General features: G+C 31.8%; 10 protein-coding genes. All 10 read right to left on the bottom strand.

The annotated features are described in order from the left end of the window. Positions 1–774 precede the first annotated feature (774 nt). The 10 genes from LI_RS07020 to LI_RS07065 all read right to left on the bottom strand — a co-directional run bounded on the left by LI_RS07020 (position 775) and on the right by LI_RS07065 (position 25308). Positions 775–3228: an autotransporter outer membrane beta-barrel domain-containing protein gene (locus tag LI_RS07020; RefSeq protein WP_223604232.1), complete on the bottom strand. Its 2454-nt coding sequence runs from the start codon at positions 3226–3228 to the stop codon at positions 775–777. A 1965-nt stretch (positions 3229–5193) separates the two neighbouring features. Beyond that, on the bottom strand, positions 5194–7371 hold the full coding sequence (locus LI_RS07025) for an autotransporter outer membrane beta-barrel domain-containing protein (protein ID WP_011527367.1): 2178 nt from the start codon (positions 7369–7371) through the stop codon (positions 5194–5196). A 26-nt stretch (positions 7372–7397) separates the two neighbouring features. Further along, entirely contained in the window at positions 7398–7943 is a 546-nt protein-coding gene (locus tag LI_RS07030) for a hypothetical protein (protein ID WP_223604228.1), read from the bottom strand. A 1112-nt stretch (positions 7944–9055) separates the two neighbouring features. Then, positions 9056–10957: an autotransporter outer membrane beta-barrel domain-containing protein gene (locus LI_RS07035; RefSeq protein WP_041817123.1), complete on the bottom strand. Its 1902-nt coding sequence runs from the start codon at positions 10955–10957 to the stop codon at positions 9056–9058. Positions 10958–11740: 783 nt separating this feature from the next. Then, positions 11741–13567, bottom strand: coding sequence for an autotransporter outer membrane beta-barrel domain-containing protein (locus LI_RS07040; protein WP_223604226.1), 1827 nt, complete (start codon positions 13565–13567; stop codon positions 11741–11743). Between the two features lie 400 nt (positions 13568–13967). Beyond that, complete coding sequence (locus tag LI_RS07045) at positions 13968–15935, bottom strand: autotransporter domain-containing protein (RefSeq protein WP_223604224.1); 1968 nt, start codon at positions 15933–15935, stop codon at positions 13968–13970. 554 nt (positions 15936–16489) lie between these two features. Next, positions 16490–18433 (bottom strand): autotransporter outer membrane beta-barrel domain-containing protein, encoded by a 1944-nt coding sequence (locus LI_RS07050; RefSeq protein ID WP_223604222.1) that lies wholly within the window; start codon positions 18431–18433, stop codon positions 16490–16492. Between the two features lie 611 nt (positions 18434–19044). After that, entirely contained in the window at positions 19045–20814 is a 1770-nt protein-coding gene (locus tag LI_RS07055; protein ID WP_223604220.1) for an autotransporter outer membrane beta-barrel domain-containing protein, read from the bottom strand. A gap of 599 nt (positions 20815–21413) precedes the next feature. Continuing rightward, a complete protein-coding gene (locus tag LI_RS07060) occupies positions 21414–23207 on the bottom strand; it encodes an autotransporter domain-containing protein (RefSeq protein WP_223604218.1) in 1794 nt (597 codons plus the stop codon). A gap of 358 nt (positions 23208–23565) precedes the next feature. Further along, on the bottom strand, positions 23566–25308 hold the full coding sequence (locus LI_RS07065) for an autotransporter outer membrane beta-barrel domain-containing protein (protein ID WP_223604217.1): 1743 nt from the start codon (positions 25306–25308) through the stop codon (positions 23566–23568). Positions 25309–25744 lie beyond the last annotated feature (436 nt).

Consider the following 25744-nt stretch of genomic DNA (forward strand, 5'->3'; position numbering starts at 1 on the left):
TTCCTATTCTAGCATACTTTTTTACTTTAGTAGTATCTAATATTTTTACTTCTTTTTTAAGAAAGACTCTATTAAAATAGGATATAAAACTACCTAAGAGTAAATATATGGCTATTGTTTCATATATACATATAATATAAAATATAATAAATTTATACATTAGTTATTTTAAACTAACCTCATGAAATACTTTTTTACTTTAAAAAAATATAATAGTTATTAGCAAAAACTATTAACAAGTTAATATTTTTTGCTAGTGTATAATATATTTATATAGATAAATTTTTATAATTATAAGAATTAAATTATACTATTAATATAGTTATAAAATAATATAATTAAAAAAATGTATATAGTATAATTATTAAATATAAAATATAAAAGTTCATTAAATACCAACCATGTATAAAGGTGTAAAATATATTATAAAATCATAACATATTATCTATATAAAAAAGTTATGTATTATAATTACAATTAAATATTAGTATTACACTAATAACCTACTAATAAAAGTAGAATACTAACTGATTGTAATACAGTAATAGAAGGTTTACAGAGGAATAAAAAACTGAATATTCAGCAAGTATTAAACAGTGGGTTTAGTATAAAGCTAGAATTGTGTTAAATATAATACAAAATTATATATTGTCAACTGTCTTAAAAAATTATATCTTTCTATAGTTACTGAATATTTTATTTTAATCTATATACTATAAATAGTATTTACAGTAACTATCCGTCTTTTTTATCACTTTTATATTCTTTTAATAATCAATATGTATACCTTAGATGAACTGTTGCATTTTGTATATGGCGTTTATTACTATTAAATTGGGCGTTACTATTCAAAACAATAGTAAAAAAATCAGTAAGTTTTGAAGAGTATGATAACCCTAGCTCAGTTCTCATATACTTTTTCTTATAGTTTGGAACTACAATAGTATATGTATTTGGACCTCTAGTCGGTTGAGAAGTAACTTTATCTACATTTGATGTTCCTGATGTCCTTATTCCCCAACACTGTAGCTGAGTAGATGCAGAAATGTTCCACTGACAAAATAGACCAATACTTTTTTCTAAACAGACTTCTTTATGACTACTAATAGTACAAGGAAGTACACCTATAGTTTCTTTATATGAATGCCAACCTACTCTTGATAATATGCTTTCAATATAAGGAATAATGGCTAACTTTTTTGATAAAAGGAAAATATATCCAATTTGGATCATTCCACCATTTAGGTGTATGTCTGTAGAGCCTTTAGAACATGCTTGATTGTCTGCATGAGTAAAAAATCGAGTATTCTTTAACTGTCCCCATCCATAATAACCAGCAAGATGCCCTGTAAAGCCTGAACCACAAGGATACCAACTAAAAATAGTAGAAAGTCCATCTGTATCTATATAACTTTTAACAGAACCTATTGCTGTTCCAAGCTGTAGTCCACTATGTTCTTGAACATCTTTTTTATGACGATCATACAACAACTTCACTGTATATCCGTTATGAGGAGTAAACATTACTCCTGCTTGGCTTGAACGAATTTTATGTTCTAAATTTTTACTGTAAGAGTCTACTCCTCCAAACACTCTATATGGACTACTTATGTTATAGGTATGTTGAACAGTGTCATACTGAGGAACAGAGCTGTATCTCTTTCTTGATATTAAATTTGTAAGGCAACATTCATTGTCTTTATCATACTGTTGTTGTCGTGCATGTTGCACAAGTGATTTTAACTCTGTTGAAACTTTTTCAGAAACATCACATAAAATGTACTGCATACTTTGAAGAGAGCTTATTTGTCCTCCAAAACTAAAGCCTGGGATAAATGACAAAGAACTATCTGATGCCCCACCTTTTGAAGGTTGCCTTGGTCGAGCGCCCTGTAAAAGATAGCGTTGCTCTAAAGATATAGACTGTTCAGATTGTTGAGTAGAAGAAGCTTCTTCGCTCTCCCCTTCAGTACATGCTGTTGATTTTTGACTAACATCACTTTTTGAGGATTCAGAGTGCTCAATTTCTTCTACTTCTCCAAGAGTTTCATCTAGTAATGCATTTCCACCAAACCAACTTACATCATGTATTTCCCCTCGTTCAGAAGACTCACTATCTTCTCTACTATCATCCAAAGAGAGGAGAGCCATATCTACACTTGCTACTATTTCTGCTTTGCTTCTCTTTTGCCTCATAGCCTCTTCTAGATAAGGGAAAAAGGGTGGTCTGCTTTGTTGAGCAGAGAGGGTTTGACAGTGAGTATCATATGCTATGAAGGCATTTGACAATACTTCTGTATAGCTCCATGTTAGTTCTTGTAGTATTAACTCTTCGCGATGATTCAATATGTTATCTGGAATTCTTCTTTGCATCTCCTGGTGTTGTTGTACTAAATTATGCTCTAATTCTACTCGTAGCTGTTCTAAGGCATCTAATGCTACTCTCTCTTCTCTTTCCAAACATTCTGCCTCTTCCTCTTCGTCTATAATTTCTTGTAGGAATGCATCACTTCCATATAGAAAATCCATCATTCTATTAAAATATGCGTTAAGTTCTTCTCTCCTAACTCGTAGTTGAAAACGAGTCCTAAACACCGGACGTAGAATTCTAGATTCACTTTGTTCAAAGATATTAAAAAAAGATTCACTTTGTCCTTCTGCTATAAGTCGTTGATTTATTTCTTGACTCCTCAATATTTGTTGTTGTTTTTCCTCTATAGATCTTTCTTTTTCATGTCGCTCCTGACTAACGTTATTTAGTCGATCAAGAGCTTCCTCTTTATATGTATCCATCCAACATTTCTGCTCAGCAACAAGAGAAGGATAGGCTATAAAACTTTCAACTTTCTGTTTTACATTCTGATAATGAGTAACTTCTCTACATTGTTTTTCTATCATTTCACATCGTTTTTTCTCTTCTTGTATTTCCTCTTCTCTTTCCTTCTTCTTTCGATAGCGTCTATTTTCATATCTATAGTTACATTCTTCACTATGATTTCTACCCGTAACCTCAGCAGCAAACTCAATGGAGTCTAGGGTATTGTAGAAACCCATATCAATACCAGTAGCACCTTGCTCTTCTTCTTCACCTTCTGAAGATGAAGAGTCAGTTTCTACTTGATCCCTTTGAGGTATGCCACTTAGCCTATCCATAGCAATAGCATGATCATGCTTAGCTGTGCATAAAAAAATAAAGACCCCTGCTACAAAAATGTAGTACGTCTTCAATAATTTTTTTTGAAAAAGAAATAGGACTGTTAAAGTATAAGAATAACATATAGTGATATATATATATATCATAAACTTATTGAATAACACTTACTATTCCTCTATACAATATTTAGATTAGATTTTAAATACATTAAATAGATACTAAAAGGTATCTATAAATAGATAGTGACTTTTTTATAAAGTAAAAATACGTTATAAAAGTATAAAAATAATAAATATGCCTATTGAATAATGTCTATTGAATAATAAATAACTACTTATATAGTAAGTACTACATTATAGTAGTAGTTGTTTATAAGGAAAAAATAATTATAATATATTTTTATATATGTCAAAAAAAAATGTACTATAATACCAAAATTAATTATAGAGTACAATTACTATAATACGTAGCTATGCTTAGTAAATGAAGAATACATAACGGATATAAAGAGTTTATGTTAAAAAAAGTCAGCAACTAATTACTATTATAATATAGTTTTGTTGAAAATACCTACTTGAATATACAAACTTTTTTCTTTTCCAAAAGTTGTTTTCCTATGTAGTTTAATAGAAAGGAATAATTTTATATTATGCAATAAACCTATCTATGCTCTTCTATATTGTTTCTTATAATCAAGGACTAATCTTCAAAATGTAAAAGAGGAAATATTACTGTACTAAATGCTAATCCATTAACTTTTTGCTTTCCAAATACTTCTACAAACTATACTTGTAATGATGATGTATTGGTAAGCTTATAACAATAACGTATACCAATGCTTCTTCCATACTGCTGTTACTATTAATTTGCAAGACCTTAGCCTTCTCTTTGTATGAACTCCATTCTATATTGTAAGAAGTAATACGCTTTCTAAAAAAATAAGCCTAAATAAGCAAGTTCACCAATTAACTATACCTTAGATGTACCTTTACAAATAAGTTATCCCTTAGTTTTATTTAGTGAACGAAAACTCTTTACCTCACCCAAACCAAAAAAGCTAACTCTGCTATAGGTCCTAATTTATCTATATTAAAAAATAATAACAGAAAAAACTTTTGTTTTTGCTTTGACAGAAATATTTATTGTCCTTTCCCATATAGTACATATCTTGTCTCTTCATTATAGTGGTTACATGCAAACCCAACTGTTATACTAGGTATAAAATCATATACTACACCATATTAAGCAGATTACACTTTATAGTCTAAACTTCTATGATAGATTTTTATAGAATCAAATAAGCTACAAACTTCTCCTGTATTTTTCTTCTATTCTAAAGAAAGTATTGTTTGAAATCTATTCTTTCTAGCTACAAGATGTATAATTGAAGCAAAAAAATTTGTTTTAATTTGCAGAAGATCCTGAGTTATTAAAACTAATAATTTTAATACATTGAAAACTATCCAGCGGTTCCTAATAAAACACATTGTAAATCTTGTGATGAATGATTTCCAGTTTCGTCTTGTTCCTTACCATTGTTATTTATTGAGGCTGAATCATTAAAATATAACATACATAACTATAGGAAGTGTTATAAAAACAAAAGTCCTCCATGTTGTGTCTTAATAAGACTATAGTTAATTGTTAAAATGGATATACATAATTCTTAATAAGATTGTATAAAATTTTTGAATAACAAAGACAACAAAGTATATACATAAATAATAATAACTATACAACTTATGTAAATAAGATACATAGTGTAAAAAAAAGTAATGGATACTTCGCTAATAGGATCTATAATAAAGGGTTATTTAAAACACATATTACTCAAAGTAATAATAGAGATATGAAGAATTTCAAGTAAAACAATTAGGTAGCTTATTATAGTGAACAGATATGTTACCCTTAATAAGCTACCCTCTTTATACTGTCAAATCATTATCATTAATAAAAATATTTCATACAATATACTGTAGTATAACACATAATTACTATGTAGTAATATACTATAGTCACATAATAAACTATTAATACTCTTAAAACATATACTGGAAATGTACATTTACTTGATGTTGAGGCCTCTTGTTAGACTTATCAAGTTGTGCTTTTCCTTGAAGGCCTATCTCAACATTTCGTGTTACCTTTGATTTATAAGACATTCCTAATTCTGCTTTTGTACTTTGCCTTCCATGGGATGGAATAGAGGCTTCATACTTAGAATCATAGGCTGCTATCAGTGGTTTTACATGTACCTTGTTGGTACTTCGATAGCTAGATACACCTGCTACCCAGGATTGAATACAACTTCTTTCAGTTACATCCCAGCGACTGCGCAATCCTATACTTTTCTCAAACACCTTTTCTCTATTACTACTCACTTCACAAGGCAAAGGTCCTGAGTTTTCCTTATATCCATTCCAGGTTACATTTGAAACCATACATTCAACATATGGAGTAAATGACACTTGTTTTGTTATTGGAATAGTGTAACCAAGTTGGATAAGCCCTCCACTTAAACTGATCCCTGGAGTACCTTTTGATGTTACTTGTGCTCCATCATGGGTGAATGAACGTTCGTTCTTTAACTCTCCCCATCCATAGTACCCTACTACATGACCTGTAAATCCTTGTCCTCTAGGATTCCATGCAACCAACATACTTAGTCCATCTAGCTCAGCCTTACTTTTTGCAGAACCACTTCCTGCACTAAAGGATATTCCTTGATATTCCTTGCCTGTATCTTTATATCGATTATAGGCTAATCCAACACTTAATCCATCCTTAGGGGTTACAAGAAGTCCTACCTGACTTGAACCTAGTTTACATTCCAGATTTGTATCTTTAGTGTCAGTAAACCCAATCACTTGGTATGGCATTAACTCTTGAAAAGCACTCTCCTGCTGTAATGCTTGCATACCTATCTGTTTCTTCTTTTTTATAGAAGCACTACTATCATTCAGCTGAAGAACATCATCTTTCACCATAGCATTGTTCTGTACTTTTAGTGCTAACCCTTTCAGAGTAAAGGCAACTTGCTCAGATACATCAAGTAAAATAGCTTGCATACCATAGAGAGAGCTTATATGTCCTTCTAGACTATACCCTGGGATAAATGTTGCTTTACCTCCTGGTCCACCCCTAGATGTATCTTTCCCTCTCAATTTTGGACGTGCTCCTTCTGTAGAATAGTCATGTGAATCTCCCCCCTCTGCCTGAGGTTGTGTCTCTCCTGATTGTGAGGTTTGTGCTTGATTACCTGGAGTTTGCTGTACTTGTTGTTGTTGTTGTTGTTGTTGTGAATCTTCTTGGGGACCAACCTCTCCTGGTGACTCTTGATGAGTTACCTCCTGCTCTTGATCAGATGCTGTAGCTTGAGAGGAACCCTCACCACTTTGATCCAAAACATTATCAGGTAAAGAATGAGACCCTGCTTCACTAGTAGTAGCTGTTGTTTCTTCTTCTTTCTGACCTGTTGTACTAGAAGGTGTACTATCATTCCATGGTCGTAAACTATCATCTCTTAAAGGAGTAGGGTGATGATGAATCCTTGTAAGATACCTATTATCAATTTGAGTTACTCGACTACTAATTATTGGTTGTTCTTCACTCTCGCTTTCATCTTCACTATCATCAATGTCAACATCAGAAAATTCACATTCTTCTAATGATACCTTAGCTACTGTCTCTTTTTTTACACCCTCTTCAACATACCCCCTTTTCTCCAATACTAATCTACAGTTACGCTCTATTTCTGCTGCTTCTTTTATATTGCGTTCTCTAGACTTTTCCTGTACCCAATCTTGTGCGTTCTTTTTAGTATATAGAGTAAAGGGACGATAGATTTCAGGAGAACGAATGCTTGCATCATCTATTAAATCTATTTTGAACTCATTAGGGCTTACGTCAATCTTCATTATACTAAGACGACTCTGGAGTTCTGTCTTTTCCTGTGTAATTACATCACGATCCCCTAATTTTTGTAACAAACAAAGCATTTCTCTATCTAGTTCACCTCCTACATTTTGAATTTCTGACAATTTTTTTTGAAGAACTTTAACACTTGCTCCATACATTTTTTCTAGTTCTGCATCATAAACTTTTAGCTCTTCTTCTTTTTCCTGTAACTGTTTTGATACTTTAGGGTATTCATCTTTATGTTGATAAATAGGCTCCTGTAATACGTATTTAACATTCTTAAACTTTCTATCATACATTTCTTTGCATGCTCTATTAACTTCACTTAATTGTTTATTAAAATCTTCATCCTCTTTTTCTCCTCCATAAACGCCTGCTTAGGTGACATTTTTTCACCACTTAATGCTGCCTTGTTCCTATTATTGTGCCCATTAACCCACCTCTCTCTAACTAATTTTAACTGTCTTACTTGATCATTTCGTCTACGTTCTTCTCTTAATCTTCTTTCTCCTTCTCTTAGCCTTCTTTCTTCTTCTTGAACCTCTGCTCTTACTTGTTCCCTTCTATACTCTTCTCGTTCTAACCATGCTTCTCTTATTGCTTCTTCCTCTCTTCTTTTAAGTTTTTCCTCTTCTAATTCTCCCCCCATATCTAACGACTGTAAAAAGTTAGCAAAGTCTCTATCTTTAATTTTATCAAACCAACTTTTTGGCCTAACAAATGCTCTGTCTTTTATACTTCCTGTAGCACCTTGTAACTTCTCTTCATCACTGCTTGGAGAAGATTCCTGTTGAGACTTCTTTATACTCTTTTTTGATGGATTAGGTTTGTCCTGTCCATTCATGGCAAATGCTGTAGGATTAAAATACATAACCCAGCTTAATAAAAAAAATATTGCTGTATACTTATAATGACATTGTCCTAATCTTTTTAGAAAGTTTAAAAATTTATTATATCTATGTATAATGTTTTGTATTTGTGTATTAAAATAAATAGTAGACACTAATTTATACATTATTTAAACTCCACAATAGTATACAATACTATTGTATTTATTTTTTATTTATTAAGTAAAATTACATAGTTGTTACTATGTAACTTATAGTAATTACAACTTTATTATGATAAACGATATTACGAATGAATAACTTATGAAATGTATTTGAAAGTATTTAAAAGCATAGTACAAAAAAGTACTATTTATTTAGACTGTAGAAGTATAGTTATTATAATTAAATAAATAAGGATATATTTTTTAATATAGTTAAATTAAACGTATATAAATTTTAATTAGTTATATATTTGTAGATAGTTAACGTAATAAAAATATATTAAAAATATTTTATTTATTGTAAATAAATAAAATATTGTCTTATTATTAGAAAATAAAAATTATAATAAAATTAATTTTTATTATAATACATTTATAAAATTATATTACTTATTTAGATACGTGTATGATGTTTTTTAATATACTCTAATTTAGTATTATATAAAAAATATTGATATCTAAATGATGTACTATAGTTATATAATAATATTTTATCAACATTATTAAGCATATCCTTTAAATGTACTTTTACTTGTTCTAATGATTTATAATGACGTATATTATAATTACTATAGTATTATTTTGTATATTCAAAAAGGTTCAATGTAAAAAAATTTAATAAAATAGACTTTATATCATAGCAAAAACTCTTCTTTTATTTAATAAGAGTCTCCTTTAGATACGCCTTCTTAAGGAATAACCATTGGTTTACTCTTCCTCTGAAGCCATCCTAACATTGGCTGTTCTAGAAATAGTTTCTTCTTGAAAGAATAAGGTGTGTGTGTGTGTGTGTGTGTGTGTGTGTGTGTGGAGAAAATTTCTTACTATTCAAACATTAGCTAAAAATATTTTTAAACTAGTGTTATCCTAACTAAGCATTACTATAGAGACATCCCTAAAAAGAGAACTTATATAGCCTACACTACTTTTTATTAATAATGGTAGGCTAAAGATAACGTCAAGTGAGAATTATCCAACTTTTTCTTGCCAATCTTTGCAATTACATTCAAGTAACTTATTAACGTAGTTGTAATTTTTGCTTGATGAGAAATGCCAACCTCAACTTGTGCAGACTTTCTATCTATACCAGGTACAACTGCCTGATACTTCTTCATTGGAGCACACAGAAACATAGATGTTAACTCGGCTATTTTATGATAACCAGTACTATAAGCAGTCCACATTTGCAGTTGAGAATTATTTCCTATTTTCCCAATAGCTCTCATCCCTATACTATTTTGCCATAATTGTTCTTTATTTTTACTTATACTACATGCAAAAGGACTTGGTACTTCTTTGTATCCATTCCATGTTACAACAGAAAAAATATTCTCAATATAAGGTGTTAAAAACCAATTGTTAGCTAATGGCAAATTATATCCAAGCTGGACAAGCCCACCACTTAAATGAATCTTAGAACGCCCTTTTGCTTCTAATTCTCTTCCTATGTAGCCTATAGAGCGATGGTTCTTTGTATTACCCCAGCCATAATAACTTGCAAACTGTCCTGTAAATCCTGCTTTATCTGGATTCAAGGTAACAATACCTGCAAGCCCTTCTACTTTTGTCTTTGCTTTAGCTATGCCACACGCTGAATCTAACTGTACTTCTTTAGAAAAAGAAAAATATTTATTTTGACGATGATACATCAACCCTACATGAACATATGGAGTAGGATTCATAGTTAAGCCTAATTGAGCTGAACGACTTTTACATTCTAAATTTGATTCATAATTATCTGCAACTATGGAAAAATATCTTAAAGAACATGGATTCTGTAATTGTACATATGAACTTATTATGTCAGAAGATGCAATCTGACTTCTTGGTCTAGAATCTATTTCTAATGACTGTCCAGTAGTATGTTTATTCGTATGTTGTAATGCTAATAATCGTAGTGTAGTTATTACTTTCTCAGCGGAACCTAGTAATACTCCTTGCAATCCTAAAAGTGAATTTACTTGACCTTCATGGCTATAACCAGGGATAAAAAAGCATGTCTCTCTTTCTGGAACCAAAAACACATCCCCACTCCCCCCTGAAGGACTTCCCTTAGTTTTTTGCTGGTCTGACTGACTATTACCACTTGAATCTTGTTTATTCCCTGCAGTACCCTTATCACTCCCTTGTGGGTTATGACTTTCACTTTTACCATGACACTCAGATTCGGAAAGAAGACACTCTCCTCTTGGGATCCATACCTCTTCCTCTTCCTCTTCTATCTCTTCTTCACTACTACTACTACTACTACTAACAAAACAAAGCTTTAGGTATTTCTGGAAACTACTGTTGCTACTAGTATCACTACTAATACTACTACTGCTACTACTACATGTACTTTTTAAAGAAGATACTTCTGTCAGACTACTTGTAGAACTTGTGACACTTCTTCCATTCATTCTACTTTGATCATAAACTTCTTTAAACAAAGGTTTTGGTTGTTGAGTAACCACTGCGGCTATATTATTCTCTGCCCTTGCTGAACACTCACTATCTCTAGCTGTAGAAGCACCCATCATACAACCATAAGCTGCACCAATAGTAGAACCAACACCAGCACCAAGAACACATCCTGCAGAAGCTCCAGCAACACCACCTCCGACAGCACCTACAGAACTACCAACGATAGAACCTATAGCCATCCCACCAAAAAAACCACAGAAGGTACTTTGATAACATATACTACAGTCTTCCATTGGCCCGTATTGAATGGCATCTACAGTGTCAGGTGGTCTACTTGTCCTACCTCGTAATAAATCAGGATCACCATAAAACCGGACATATAATGGAATATTCTCTGATGAATTTGAGCTTACACTTCCATCTCTGTTCATAGAAAAAACATTGCTGCTTAACATATGCAAAAACAAAACAAAAAAAGTAAAGACGACATGACACCGCTTACTTTTTATAATATGACAAAAGAAAAGATAGAAAGACGAAAGTGAATATATTTGATGAGAAAAAATACAATTTTGAAACAGAAGAAATACTATCATTATAATAAAAAAATACTTTTTTGTTACTTACTATAGTAATTAATAATAGTATCTAATGAGAGAGAATTACTTTTTTATATCTATACAAGAGAAAGCCTCTATAATGTAAAATAAAACTAGATACTGTTATTAATTATAACAAACTACATTAGTGTATCTTAAAAAGATACAAGGCTTATCTAAGTAGGAATAAAAATATAAGAAAAGAAACTAGATAAGATATCTTTATTTACTGATATTTCAATAAACTGTCAAATAAAAAATGATCTAATTTATTGGAATTAATCTGTTTTTTTAGCCATTATAAATAATTTGTATATTCAAAATAAACACTGTAGATAGTAAGTCAGTGTTGTTTGCTGATTCTCCTGTTTTCCTTTTCAAGACATATCCAAGAATAAAGACCAAAATCTACATCATCCATAAAGTCTTTATGCTAAGCAATACCAATTGTTGCCTTTATATGCTGTTTTTAGAGCAGGTACATATGTGTCATATTTCCATTTTAAAAAAGAAAGAGTTCCAATAAATATAGAACACTTTTTTATACTTACTTTTTACAAATAGAGTATTTCAATAAAATAAGTCTATCCTCTTTTGGACAGTATAGATACTTTTTTAGTGTAAATACATTAAAGAAAGACTCATACTTTTTTCTTTTATTTTATGAACCTTATCTAAATGTATCATTCCATCAATGCCTAACTGCAGAGTATCTGTAACTGACATACTGTATGATGCTCCAAATTCTATATGAACATACTTTCTTTCTTGTACCGAAATATAGGATTCATACTTCTTAATAGGCATTACTAGAGGTCTACAAGATACACCATCTGTCCTACGTTCACCAGAAATACAAGCTATCCAGCTTTGGATCTGAAATCCACTTGTTGGCTTCCAATGATGGCATAATCCTACACTCCTTTCTGCTACATACTCTTCACTTCTACTTATCTTACATGGTAACAATCCTGAACGCTCAGTATAGGCATCCCAATTGACCATAGACATCATCCCTTCTATGTATGGGGTCAGTATTGTGGTCTTTGACAAAGAGATGTTATAACCAACTTGGATCAGTCCTCCATTTAAGTAGATATTTGGCTTTCCTTTAGCACTTATTTTACTACCTGCATGGATAAAGGAACGAGACGTCTTCATCTTACCCCATCCATGATAACTTGCTATGTGACCAGTCACTCCTCCACCTTCTGAATTTAACGCTATTACTGCTGAGAGTGCTTCAGACTCTGTTTTACTTGTCACAGAACCACTTCCTGTACCTAGCTGAATACCTTCAAAGGACTTCCTACCTTCATTATGACGTGTATAGGCTAATCCAGCTGTCATTCCAGGGAAAAGTTCTGCTACTAATCCTGCTCGGCCTGATCGTATCTTCTTCTCTAAATTGCACTCATACTTATCCGTAAAGGCAAACATTCGACAAATAGATATTCCTTGTGGGTTGTTTTGAAACTGAAGATCTGCTTTAAGTACCCTATTTGGACCTTGCAACTTTTGAGATTTTTTCCCTAATTGTAGAGATGCTGCTGCATCAGATGGTATTCTATGTGCTTTAAGGGCTAACATCTTTAAAGTACTAGAAACCTGTGCAGATGGACCTGCTAAGATATACTGCATACTTAATAAAGAGCTAATTTGGCCTCCACGATTATATCCTGGAAGAAAAAAGATCTCTTCATATACTGTTCCTTCAGAAGATCTCCGACTGGATCCTTCTCCCTGTTCACTATTGTTGTTTACTGGAGAATTAATACGTTGTGGTTGGTTAGTTACAACTTGTTGTCTATGAGAAAAGTCAACTAGTTCATATCCTTCATCTTCATCTGATAAAAATTGTCTATTTAATACCATATATTCTAATCTTTGTTGAGCTGTATGAATACGTTCATTTTTTTCTTCTACTTTATTAGTTAAGTAGCCAAATATACTACCCAATAAACAACAAGTAAGGCCACAACAACCCATTGTTATTGCGGTTGTTTGTGTTATTCCTTCTATAGAGGATGCAACAGTAGTTAACGTATGCCCACTAGTCATAGCAGTTGCTAGTGGAGTAGGGACCGTAAATATCATCTCTGTAGGAGCAACAGTTGGAGTACATAATTCTATTAGTTTTCCTACCCCATAACCAACAGCTATACTTATAGCTCCACAACATCCTCCTTGGGCTGCTGCAACTGCATATGTTTGTTTATTTTTACAACAGGTTTTACAACATGGACAATAATCGTTAATACTTTTATTTGCCTCATCTATAACAACTAAACTATGTTTTTTTATATAGTCTTCATATACATCTGCAGATATAGATACTCCTTTAATATCTACTACTGTGCAAGGAGTTTCTTCTTCACTATGTTGTTCGGTGTTACCTAGTGTTCTATGGTACAAATTAAATTCTTCATTTTCTCTATTCATGGCATGAATATCTCTAAGAAAAATAAATAAAAATAAACAATAAATAACTAATGTAAGATATTTTTTATTATAATATATATTATAATACTGATAAGTATTCTTATATATTAGACTATATTTTTTATATTTATTTTCTAATAAATAAATATATTTAATGTAATAAATAATTATACAATATATTTTTATAATTATTCTATATTTTAGAAGCATATTAATTATCCTATTTTTATAGTATAAAATTTTTAACTATATAAAATTATTAAAAATTTTCTATGTAAGATATTATTTATAAATAACGATATATGTTTACTTTATTTATAGATAAAATATATAAATAAAAGTTAACAAACTATGTTAATTAGTTATATAAGAGTAATAGTTATAATAGTGATTAAATATGTTAAAATACATACTGTACATATGTATTTATTTGTTGATTATGTAGCTTTTGTCTTTTTACAAAAGAAAACAACATTGTTGCTCCCGTAAAAAGACTATCTGTAATCTTTGATACGTAGGTTGCTCCACACTCTGCTCTTAGGTAGTTCTTATTTCTCATTGGGACAGAAACTTCATACCTCTTCATAGGTGCTACAAGCGGTTGTAAACTTACATTCGATGATGTTTGAGACCCTGAGATGCCTGATATCCATGTTTGCAAAATAGAACTCTCTGAAACCCTCCAGTCACTTCGCAATCCTATACTTTTCTCAAATATACTCTCACTGCTTTCGCTCAGTTTACATGGAAGATCTCCTCTTTTTTCATTGTAAGGCTTCCACTTTGCTATCGATAACACTCCTTCAACATATGGCGTTACTGAACAACTCTTTGATATATATAAATTATAACCAATTTGAACCAACCCTCCAGCTATACTTATAGCTGGACTTCCACTTGAGGATGTTTCTCTACCTGCATGGGTAAAAAATCGCTTATTCTTTACTGTTCCCCATCCATAGCAACTTGCAAAATGTCCTGTAATTCCTGGACGATCTGCATTAAATGTAACAACTGCTGCTATACTTTCTATCTCTGACTTTGCTTTAACAGAACCTCTACCTTTACCTAGTTGCATCCCTGTATATTCTTTTTTTTCATCATTGTGACGACTATATGTCAAACCAAAGTGTACTCCATTGCATAACTCAGCAATTATACCAGCTTGACCTGAACGTACTTTACGTTCCAGATTTGCCTTATAATCATCTGTAAATGCAAATACATAGTAAGGAATGTGTTTTTGCTTCTGGTTAGCAAAATTTTTTGTTGCTTTTAATAGTTTTCCATAATTGGCAATAGATGGTGAGGATACTTTATTACCTTGAAGAGACAAGTACATTTGTGGAATTTTTTCATAAGCTTTTAACGCCAGTCTTCGCAACTTTTGGGGGACTTGTATAGAAACGCCTGTCAAAACGCATTGCATACCCAAAAGTGACCCTACTTGCCCCTCGTAGCTATACCCTGGTATTAATTCAACTGCGTAAGTCCAGACATCTTCATATATTGGATCAGTATCTTGCTCTCCCCATCTTGATCTATTTTGTAATCCCTCTGTTCCTTGGTCACCTCTTTGACTACTTCTTAAAATACTGCCTCTAGTACTGGAAGCTCCTACACTAGCTGAAGCACCCACTGCTACTGGCTGTTCTGTCACTATTACGCCTCTTAAGTGTGCTGAAGGTCCTGCTGCTACTGAAGGTTGAGTAGTAACTGGTTGCCCTTGATGACCTACAAGTATAGAACGCCTTCTTCCACGGCTAATACTTTCTTCTATTAGGCTTTGCATTCGCCTATCTATTGCTTCTAAATTCTCACGCTTCTCTTTACTTACTATAATACCACCATAATAATAAGCAGCAAGCATAGAAAAAAAATAACAAGCTAACCCTCCCCCACTAGTAGCGGCTAACATCATAGATGGGTCTGTAAATTCTGCTATCACACCACCTAATCCAACTCCAAGGCCACCACAAGCACCTGCAATTAGGTTTGTAATCAAACAACGAGTCATTCCTATAGAACAAATATTTCTACAGCAATTAGACTGAATAGATGAGGAGTTAGTAGTTACGATATCTTGATTCCCATGTTCATCTAAAAACATACAATATAATGCGTCAGGGATAGACTCTGGTGAGACACTAGTCACACCATCACCACCTGTAGCTCCACCTTCAAGTGATTGTCCACCACTTAGGGAAATTTCACTTAAAGGAATCTGTTCACCACCTTCACCATTATTCATAGCAAATGGCTCTGCCAACACACTAAAAAATAAAAAAGAGCTGAATACACCTGTCAAAACTTTTTTATAATATGCTCTTTTTTGCTGTTTATCGTAACATATATACTTTTTATGCAACTTACTTGCTAATAAATAGCAGACTATAATACAACTTATTGTAACATATATATATATAATATTACATAATGAAATGATGTTATTCATTAAAATCTATTTCCTTTTTATTATAAAGTTAATATATCTAACTATACTAAAATAGTAATTAGTGTTCGATAAAAGTGGTATAAAATTATAAAATATAATAATATCTATGTAATGAGTAGTAGTGAAGATGTATTAAAGATCTAGTTAAAATTAGTTAAAGAAAAAATATGAGGATAAGTAATGTATAGATAAAAAATAGGATTATAATTATAAAGATTAGTAATTAGCTTATCAATAAAGACTGATACTATAACCATCCTTAAGATGGAAAAGTTCATTATTATTGTCAAATTTATTCTATATAATCTATAGTTAAAGTATACTATTAAATATAATAGTTTGTTTTGTAATAGATTATATAGAAATTATATATTTTAATATGTTATGTTTATTTTATAAAAATACTTACTACTATAAAAAATTTCTATTTTAATATATGAATTTAAAAAACTACGTATAAAATAATATTAATATACATATTGTATACATGCACTTAGTTGTTGATTATATAATTTTTGTTCTTTTGTAAAAGAACATAACATTGTTGCTCCAGTAGAAAGACTATCTGTAATCTTTAATATGTATGTCGCCCCACACTCTGTTCTTAAGTAATTCTCATTTCTCATCGGGACAGAAACTTCATACCTCTTCATAGGTGCTACAAGCGGTTGTAAACTTATATTCGATGATGTTTGAGTCCCTGAAATTCCTGAGATCCACATTTGTAAGACAGTATCCTCTGAGAGCTTCCAATTACTTCGCAATCCTATACTTTTCCCAAATATACTCTCATTACTTTCACTCAGTTTACATGGAAGAACCCCTCTTTTTTCATTATAAGGTTCACATGTTGCCACTGATAACACACCTTCAACATATGGCGTTACTAAACAACTCTTTGATATATATAAATTATAACCAATTTGAACCAACCCTCCAGTTATACTTATAGCTGGACTTCCACTTGAGGATGTTTCTCTACCTGCATGGGTAAAAAATCGCTTATTCTTTACTGTTCCCCATCCATAGCAACTTGCAAAATGTCCTGTAATTCCTGGACGATCTGCATTAAATGTAACAACTGCTGCTATACTTTCTATCTCTGACTTTGCTTTGACAGAACCTCTACCTACATCTAGTTGCATCCCTGTATATTCTTTCTTTTCATCATTGTGACGACTATATATCAAACCAAAGTGTACTCCAGTACATAACTCAGCAATTACACCTGTTTGGCTTGAACGTACTTTACATTCCAGATTTGCCTTATAATCATCTGTAAATGCAAATACATGGTAAGGAATATGACTTTGCTTCTGTTTAGCAGGATCTTTTACTACTTTTAATAACTGTCCATAACTGGGAACAGATGATGAAGATGCTTTATTACCTCGAGTAGACAGGTACATTTCTGGTATTTTTTCATAAGCTTTCAGCGCAAGTCTTCGTAGCTTTTGAGGAAACTGTATAGAAACACCTGTCAAAACGCATTGCATACCCAAAAGTGAACTTACTTGTCCTTCGTAGCTATACCCTGGAATAAGATTAGTCGTATAAAAACCTATCTCCTCATATATAGGTTCTTCATCACCACCGCCACCACCAGTACCACCACCTATTGTCTCATATATATGCTCATCACCACTTTCTTCGTCAGACCCTTCTGAAGAACTGCCCTCCTCTCCTCTTTGCTGTTCTACAGGGGTATAACTGCCTCCTACACTAGACATACTTCCTCGTGGTGGTTGACTGGTAACAACAGGACTACCTGTACTATCAGAAGATCCCACAGGCCTTGGTTGAGTAGTAACAGACTGACTTCTTACATTAAATGCTACATATGGTCCCTGTTCTTCCCTGATGTTACTTCTAATAGCACTTAATACTCTAAGTCTAACCATCCTATTCTCGATCCTATCTAAGGTATTCCCTTGTCTAGTACAGTAACCACAAATACAACCCAGAGGACCACAAACTATACAGCCAGCCAGACCATAAGCAATAGGAGCTGCTGATACTGAAAAACCAGTAGTAGTAATAGTAGTAGGGATAGCAGTTGGGGCGATATTACCTAGTTTTGATACTAGTTCTATACAACAACCTACTCCTCCTCCAACTAAACTACCTATTGATGATGATATGCAAGTAAACATACAGCACCATTTCTCAAATACAGACTTGCAACAACGCTTAGTAGGACCAAAACAAGGACAACTAAAACTTGAAGATACATCTGCCAGGGTATCTCCTCCGTGTGCATTCAAAAATGCAGCAAATAGGGCCTCAGATTGAGGATCAGAAGTAGGCTCTTCTCCACCACTTCCATTTCCTGAACATTCACTATCATAAGGTTGGCCTAAGCTATTTCTCCTTAACGAATGCTGTCTACCATCATTTTCACCATTATTCATAGCAAATGGCTCTCCCAGCACACTAAAAAAGAAAAAAAAGCTAAATACTCCTGTAAAAACCTTTTTATAAAAATTATTCCTTAGTTGCTTATTATAGCCTGTATTTCTTTGCTGACTTTTTCTAATAAAGAAATAAAAGATACATTTAATATATATATATATCACAGAACTACTCTATTTATCAAAACGTTATGTTTTACTTCATTCTTTTCTCTACTAAATACATATCTTCTTAAAATACCACATATTTTAGAAACGCATTTCTTATAAGAAATATTTGTGTGATGTTATTATTAAATTATTAAGATGAGGTAAATTAACCGATTACTTAATAGTATACTTACTAATTAAGTAAAAAATACTCTGTTAAAAAAACAGTCATTTTCTTAAGATAACTTTGAAATGAGGAAGATTAAGTAGAGATAAATATATAACTAAAAAAGTATTACTGTAATCCTAAAACCTTAATAACTATCTTATTAGTAAGACTATTAAAATAACATATATCAACTTGTAGTTAAAGTCAAATATAGTATAAAATAACCTACAACAAAATAAACAAATTACTTTCCCATACTCATTTCAATCACTATGTATAAAAAATGTTCTATTTAATATACATACCGTAAGGAAAGAATCATCTGTTGGCCTCCAAATTTTTTGGAATTTTCAAAACGTATCACACTATTTATACCAAACTCCAGATTATTTGTTAAATTTGCTGTATATGATATCCCTAACTCTGTCCTTTTGTAACTACTTTCATTTTTAGGCACTGATACTTTATATCTTGAGGCATGTTTCTGTATTGGCTCACATTTTATGCTATTTGTTTCAATATATCCTGACACGCCTGCTATCCAAATCTGTATTTGAGACATACTTGTTGCTTGCCAATGACTTCTTAAACCTATACTTTTCTCTATTACTTGTTCCTTGTTCTCACTCAGTTTACAGGGGAGTGGTCCTGATACTTCTTTATAAGGGACCCATTTCACCAATGAGAACACTGTCTCTACGTAAGATGTAATTACTACATGCTTTGAAACTAACACATTGTATCCTACCTGTATTAGTTCACCAGCAAAGCGTATATTAGGTAATCCTTTAGTATTTACTTCTCTATTAGCATGGGTGAATGAACGTATATTCTTAACCTTACCCCAACCATAAGAACTAATTAGCTGACCTGTAAAGCCTGCATTATTTGTATTTGCAACAATGACTGCTGATAGAGCTTCTGTATCTGTCTTTGTCTTTACCTCTCCTGATCCTTTTTCTAAAAGAATGCCTTTATATTCTCTTGTATCACCCTTATGACAATCATATGTAAGACCACAACTAAGACCAGATATTACATCAATCAACACTCCAGCTTGGCCTGAACGAACTTTGTGTTCTAGGTTTGTTTTATAGCTATCAATATTGGCAAAAATATTAAAAATACTCAAACCTAATGTTTTTATTTGAGTCTCTTCTTGAATGTGTTTTACTGGACCTTGAAACTTCTGTATCTTTGAGTAAAAACTCCCCTCTAGCTGAGTCTCTGGTGTACAAACATTCTCCTGTGCCTTTAATCCTAATAATTTTAGCATAGTTGAAATTTGTTCAGAAGTACTAAATAATGCCTGTTGTATTCCTATAAGAGAACTCATATGGCTTGCCTCACTATATCCTGGGATAGAAGCAGGGCATGAAACTATCCGTACAGGTTTTAGTTGTGGTACAACCTCTGAAGTGTACTTCCCACCAGTATACTCCTCCTGTGATGTAGCACTTTCCTCTTCAAAAACGTCAGGGTACTCATAGGGATCCCAAAACTTTCCTGGAGGAGGAACCATTTTATAAACTCCACCTTGTATATACCAATCTTCATCATTTTCATCCCAAATACCTAAGTCAAATCCACTCTCTCTTATAAAAAAAGAAGCATTCCTAAGCTCCGCAGCAACAAGCTGTATTCTTTCTATTTGCTCTCTATCTCTATTAGGATCTTCATCCTTTCTTTTTTCAATATCATCAAGCAACTGTATCATCTTTACATTTTGTAAGTTTACCCATGCCTGATCTCCTCTTTGTTTTTCTTTCTGCCTTTCCAGCTTTATCTTTTGTAGTTCTTCTTTTTTACTGAGTATTCCCAACACACAACTACCTGCTGTAGCAAGACCTAAAGATAAACAAGCTACACGACTGCTTGTTCCTAACCCTCTACTGACTGCACCTATTGCGCTTAGAGTAAAACCTGTAGTAAGTGTTGTTATTCCTACAGAACTTCCTAACACACCACCACATGTTACTTTAGCTTTTTCCCAATTTCTTTTTAAAAAAGAACTAATAGATAAAGATGGTGTATTAGAAAGACCTTTTTCACTATTATGCATTGCAACTACTTCATAAGTGCTACAAAAAATAAAAATAAAAATATAGTAACTATTATAATACATTTATTACAATACATTTTTTTTCATTGTAACTACTTAAAAAATTTAATTAATATAATTATACATAATTTAGAAAAAAGACTAAAATAAAATCTTATGGAACAAGATAGTTATTTTACTATGTTGTTCCATAAAAATTATAAATAATAAATTTTTATTTATTAAAAATTATAATGACATAAATTTATTAAACAATATATTATTGTTAGATAATATTCATTATTATTTTCATAAAAATAGGTTTTCTATAATAATAGTAATTTATATTTTGTCAAAGAAAATATTTATATATGTAATCATCTATATTATAGAAATAAGATCTTTAATAAATTAAAGATAAAAATTATTTTGTATAAAAATAAAAAAAGATATACATTTTATATGTAAAAAATTTATTACTATAGAATATATAATAAAAAATAAACTATAGATATGCTATAAGTAATTTCTATTAACAATTACTCTATAATAATAGTAGTAACGATAGGATAACATACTGTATTAATTTAGATAATGATGTATTATCCATAAACAATATATTAGTAATTATAAGTAAAAAAGAGTTTTAGCTGTTTTTCTTTACTCTTTTTTATATTTTCAAAAGACATCATACCATTCATTTCCAAACAAAACCTAGGTGTAATATTTATTAAATATGATAATCCAACATCTGTTTTTTTATATCTTGTCTGTTTTAAAGGGACTGAAATCTCTTGTTTTAGACGTGAGTTAACTATGTTACAGCTTAACCTCTTCACATCACGATAGCCTGAAACAGCAGCTATCCATAATTGTACCTGTAACATATCTGATGGTTTCCAGTAACTACATATACCTATACTTTTTTCTATTACTTGTTCTTTATTTTTAGTCAGTTCACAAGAAAAAAGACTTAATGATTCTTTATAAGGGCCACACTGTACAACTGAACATGTTGTCTCTATATATGGAGTAAATCTTACTTGTTTTGATACAGAAAGGTTATACCCCAATTGTACTAACCCTCCTGCTATACGTATATCTGGAGAGCCTTTTGAACATACTTCCATAGTGCCATGCATAAATGAACGTATATTCTTTGCTTTACCCCATCCATAACAACTTACAAGATGTCCTGTAATACCTGTTCTCCCTATATTAAAAGCTAGGCCAGTTGATAAGCTCTCTGTATTTGTCCTAACTTTTATCATCTCTGTCCAAGAATTATTTGGGATACCACTATACATTTCCCCATGATTATTATGGCGCCTATACACTAATCCTAGATATACACCTGATGTCATATCCACAACTATCCCTGCTTGACCAGAACCTAATCTATGCTCAAAATTAGTCTCATAACTATCAAATGTAACAAAATGATGAACATATCTTTTTAAGAATAGACTATCAGTTACTTTAGCTACACATGACGGATATTGAAACTTTTGACCTTTTGAATAAACATATCCTTCTTGTTGGTACATCATTTCCGACATAAGCATATGTTCATGTGTTTTTAACACCACTTGCCTTAAAGCACTTGCTGTCTGTTCAGATATATCCAATAATGCAGACTGCATCCCTAGTAATGAACGTATATGGCTTTTAGGATTAAACTCCGAAAGAAACCCACTATAGTAAGAAGAAGCTGTATCTCTAGAGTCTGGTTGTCTTGTTATTACAGCAGGATTTGAAATACCTATAGAGCTTGGTTGAGTTGTAATTACACGTAATGCTATCTGAGAACTAGTTTCATTTTCATCTTCACTATCTGAGCTCTGCTCTCCATCTGTATTTTCTGTTCTATGATTACAGGTAGTTTGATAACACTTCATACATCCAATAGATGTAGCAGAAACTGCTGCTGCTAACGTACACCCAGCTCCACAACCTACTAAACCTGCATATGTTGGTGAAGGCAACTGTGTACATGTAATTTTTAATGCCCAATATAGTTCACTCTCTAACTTTTTTGTAGCAATACAACTAGTAACACCTGATGCAGCTCCACAAATAGCACTCTCTGCAGCAATAATAGCACAACTACACATCCCTTCTGAACATCTTCCACATCTACGCTTCATCCTAGCACAACACCCTTCCCCTCTAGGGTTCACTCCAACTCTTTGAACACTATGTGATGACTGTAGTAGTGGTGTTCTTTCATTAACTGGAGAAGGGCTATGTTCATTATTGTTATTCATACCGACTGCTTCAGTAACACAAAAAAATATACAAAATGGAATAATAGCATTGACAGCTATCTTCCTATAATTACCTTTTATTTTTTGTATAACTTGAAACATTATTTGTAAAAACAATAAAGGATGACTATTATAGGCTCGTAACATACATTTTATACTATGAACTATTTTAATATATATGAAATTATATAAATTAAATAAGATAGTATTCATTATTTAGTTAGTTGGATGCATTTATCCATACATAACCTACTTTATTCCTTTAGTTTATAGTCAAACAATTATCTATTTTTATAAACATAATAGTAATAACATATTAAAAAAACATATTTTCTTTAACTTCTCAATGGGTCATACTCTATAAATGTAATATTCTTTAACTTCTCAATAATAAAAATGAGTTATCCCATACAAATGAATTCAGGCTCTGACTATAGTCAAAGCCTGAAAAGATTATCCCATCAAAATGGGCAAATTACCCTAGTTTATAAAGGTCAGATAGGGATTAATACCTATATTGTGCCTGAAGTGCAAGATATTGGCTATCAATCTTTTTAGCTTGCTTAAAACGAAGTATACCATTACATCCGATTTCTAACATATCTGTGATATTGACTACGTAAGATAACCCCACTTCAGTCCTTGTATATTGTTTCTTATTTACAGGAACAGCTGCCTTGTAAGATGGCATAGAAGTCGCTAATGGTCTACTATGTAGTCCACTCTTTTTATGAGAACCTGAAATCCCAGCTACCCATGTTTGCAGTTGTGAGCCACTTGTTACTTCCCAGTGACTACGTAAACCTATACTTTTTTCTATTATTTGTTCTTTATTACCACTTATTTCACATGGGAGAATCCCTGATAATTCTTGATATGCATCCCACTTAACCATAGTATACATATACTCTACGTAAGGAGTAAGTGTCACAGATTTTGCTATAGGGATATTATAGCCTACTTGACCTACCAGCCCTGTTAAACTCATATCTGGTTTACCTTTAGATGTTGTTTCACTATAGCCATGTGTAACAGAACGATTATTTTGCATTTTCCCCCAACCATAATAACTAGCAATATGACCAGTAAAACCTTTTGTTTCAGGATTTAAAGCTACGACTGCAGATAATGCTTCAGTCTTTGACCTAGACTGCACAATACCTGAGCCTGTATTTAACTGAATCCCTCCATACTCCTTACGTGTGTCAGTATGACGGTTATATGCTAAGCCAACACTTATACCAGGAAATAGTTCAGTAACTACTCCTGCAGACCCTGAACGTACCTTAAATTCCAAGTTTGACTGATAATTATCCATAGATGCAAATACCCTGTAAGAAATAAAGCTAGGCTTATAATTCTTAAAAGTACTTATAAAACCCCTTGATGGTCCAGAGAGCCACTTCTTCTGTAAAGGAAAATAATTATCTTCCATGTTGCCCATAGATTCTTGGGAATATTCATGTGCTTTCAGTGTTAACGCTTTCAGATTCATCAAAACATGTTCAGACGAACTAGCTAAAATACACTGCATACCTAGTAACGAACTTGTTTGTCCATCTCTATTATATCCTGGTAAAAAACATGATGAAGTTCTATTACCACTACCTCTATGGCTATCAGTTTGGTGAGAACCAAAAGGTCTTTGGGATGGAGCTAACAAAGGACATTCACATGATCCTGAACATTCGCATAAATTAGCTTCCCTCGTATTATCACCTAAGGTAATATAAAATGGTATTCCGTCCTCTGGAGTTGGATTCTCATGTACACATGAAGATCTCTTAGAACAATAATATATACCTAATCCGGCACAAAAACCAACAAAACAACCACCTATAGTACCTGTAACTACAGCACCTACTCGCTCACTTGAATGAGGGAAAGTAAACATATTACTAAATAAAACACCTGCGACAGTACCTAACACTCCACCTATAATACACCCTACTGTAAGATAAGGGCAAGGATTTCCCCGTCTACACATATTCCTAAACATTGAACTAGAACTAATCGAAGGAGTAGAACTTTCACTATCAGAATTAGTCAAAGGATTAAAACCATTATTTCTAGAAAAACCAGGCATAGCAAATGCGTTAACTGATGTTACTAATAAAAAAAACGGAAGAATTGTTACTGCAACACTTTTCCGTAATATATTTTTTATTATACATTTATTATAAAACTCTTGTTGTTTAAATATATACCTATAGTTACCCATTAACCTTTCTATACCTTCTTTAAGCATGTTATATATATATATAATTTTATATGTATATATAAAATATTCCTTTATCATAGATAAGCTTCCTTTTATATGTATAGATACTTTTTATATTGTATCTTATTGTATATATATATATTGTTTTTATAAAAACAAATTTCTATATATTAATATGTTAATAGAACTTATATTATTTATAATATAAATATAATTTCTATATATTTTATATGTATAGAATATACATAAATATTGTTTACACATTTAATGTAAACAATATTTTTTCATTATGTGATTAAAATACAAAAGATATAGATACTTTTTATTATGTATTATATAATTTGAAGATTAATAGATAATTCAAAAAGAAAAACTAATGTGTATATAAACATTATGAAGAAAAGAAACACTAATTAATAATATTATAAATGTATATAGATAATAGTTAAATTAAATACATATA

Source organism: Lawsonia intracellularis PHE/MN1-00 (assembly GCF_000055945.1).
Lineage (GTDB): Bacteria > Desulfobacterota > Desulfovibrionia > Desulfovibrionales > Desulfovibrionaceae > Bilophila > Bilophila intracellularis.

What these genes read in the sequence shown, in the direction of transcription:
- LI_RS07065 (WP_223604217.1), bottom strand. Translation starts at nt 25,308, where the DNA reads ATGCTTAAAGAAGGTATAGAAAGGTTAATGGGTAACTATAGGTATATA.
- LI_RS07025 (WP_011527367.1), bottom strand. Translation starts at nt 7,371, where the DNA reads ATGTATGATAGAAAGTTTAAGAATGTTAAATACGTATTACAGGAGCCT.
- LI_RS07060 (WP_223604218.1), bottom strand. Translation starts at nt 23,207, where the DNA reads ATGTTACGAGCCTATAATAGTCATCCTTTATTGTTTTTACAAATAATG.
- LI_RS07035 (WP_041817123.1), bottom strand. Translation starts at nt 10,957, where the DNA reads ATGAACAGAGATGGAAGTGTAAGCTCAAATTCATCAGAGAATATTCCA.
- LI_RS07030 (WP_223604228.1), bottom strand. Translation starts at nt 7,943, where the DNA reads ATGTATTTTAATCCTACAGCATTTGCCATGAATGGACAGGACAAACCT.
- LI_RS07040 (WP_223604226.1), bottom strand. Translation starts at nt 13,567, where the DNA reads ATGAATAGAGAAAATGAAGAATTTAATTTGTACCATAGAACACTAGGT.
- LI_RS07050 (WP_223604222.1), bottom strand. Translation starts at nt 18,433, where the DNA reads ATGAATAATGGTGAAAATGATGGTAGACAGCATTCGTTAAGGAGAAAT.
- LI_RS07055 (WP_223604220.1), bottom strand. Translation starts at nt 20,814, where the DNA reads ATGCATAATAGTGAAAAAGGTCTTTCTAATACACCATCTTTATCTATT.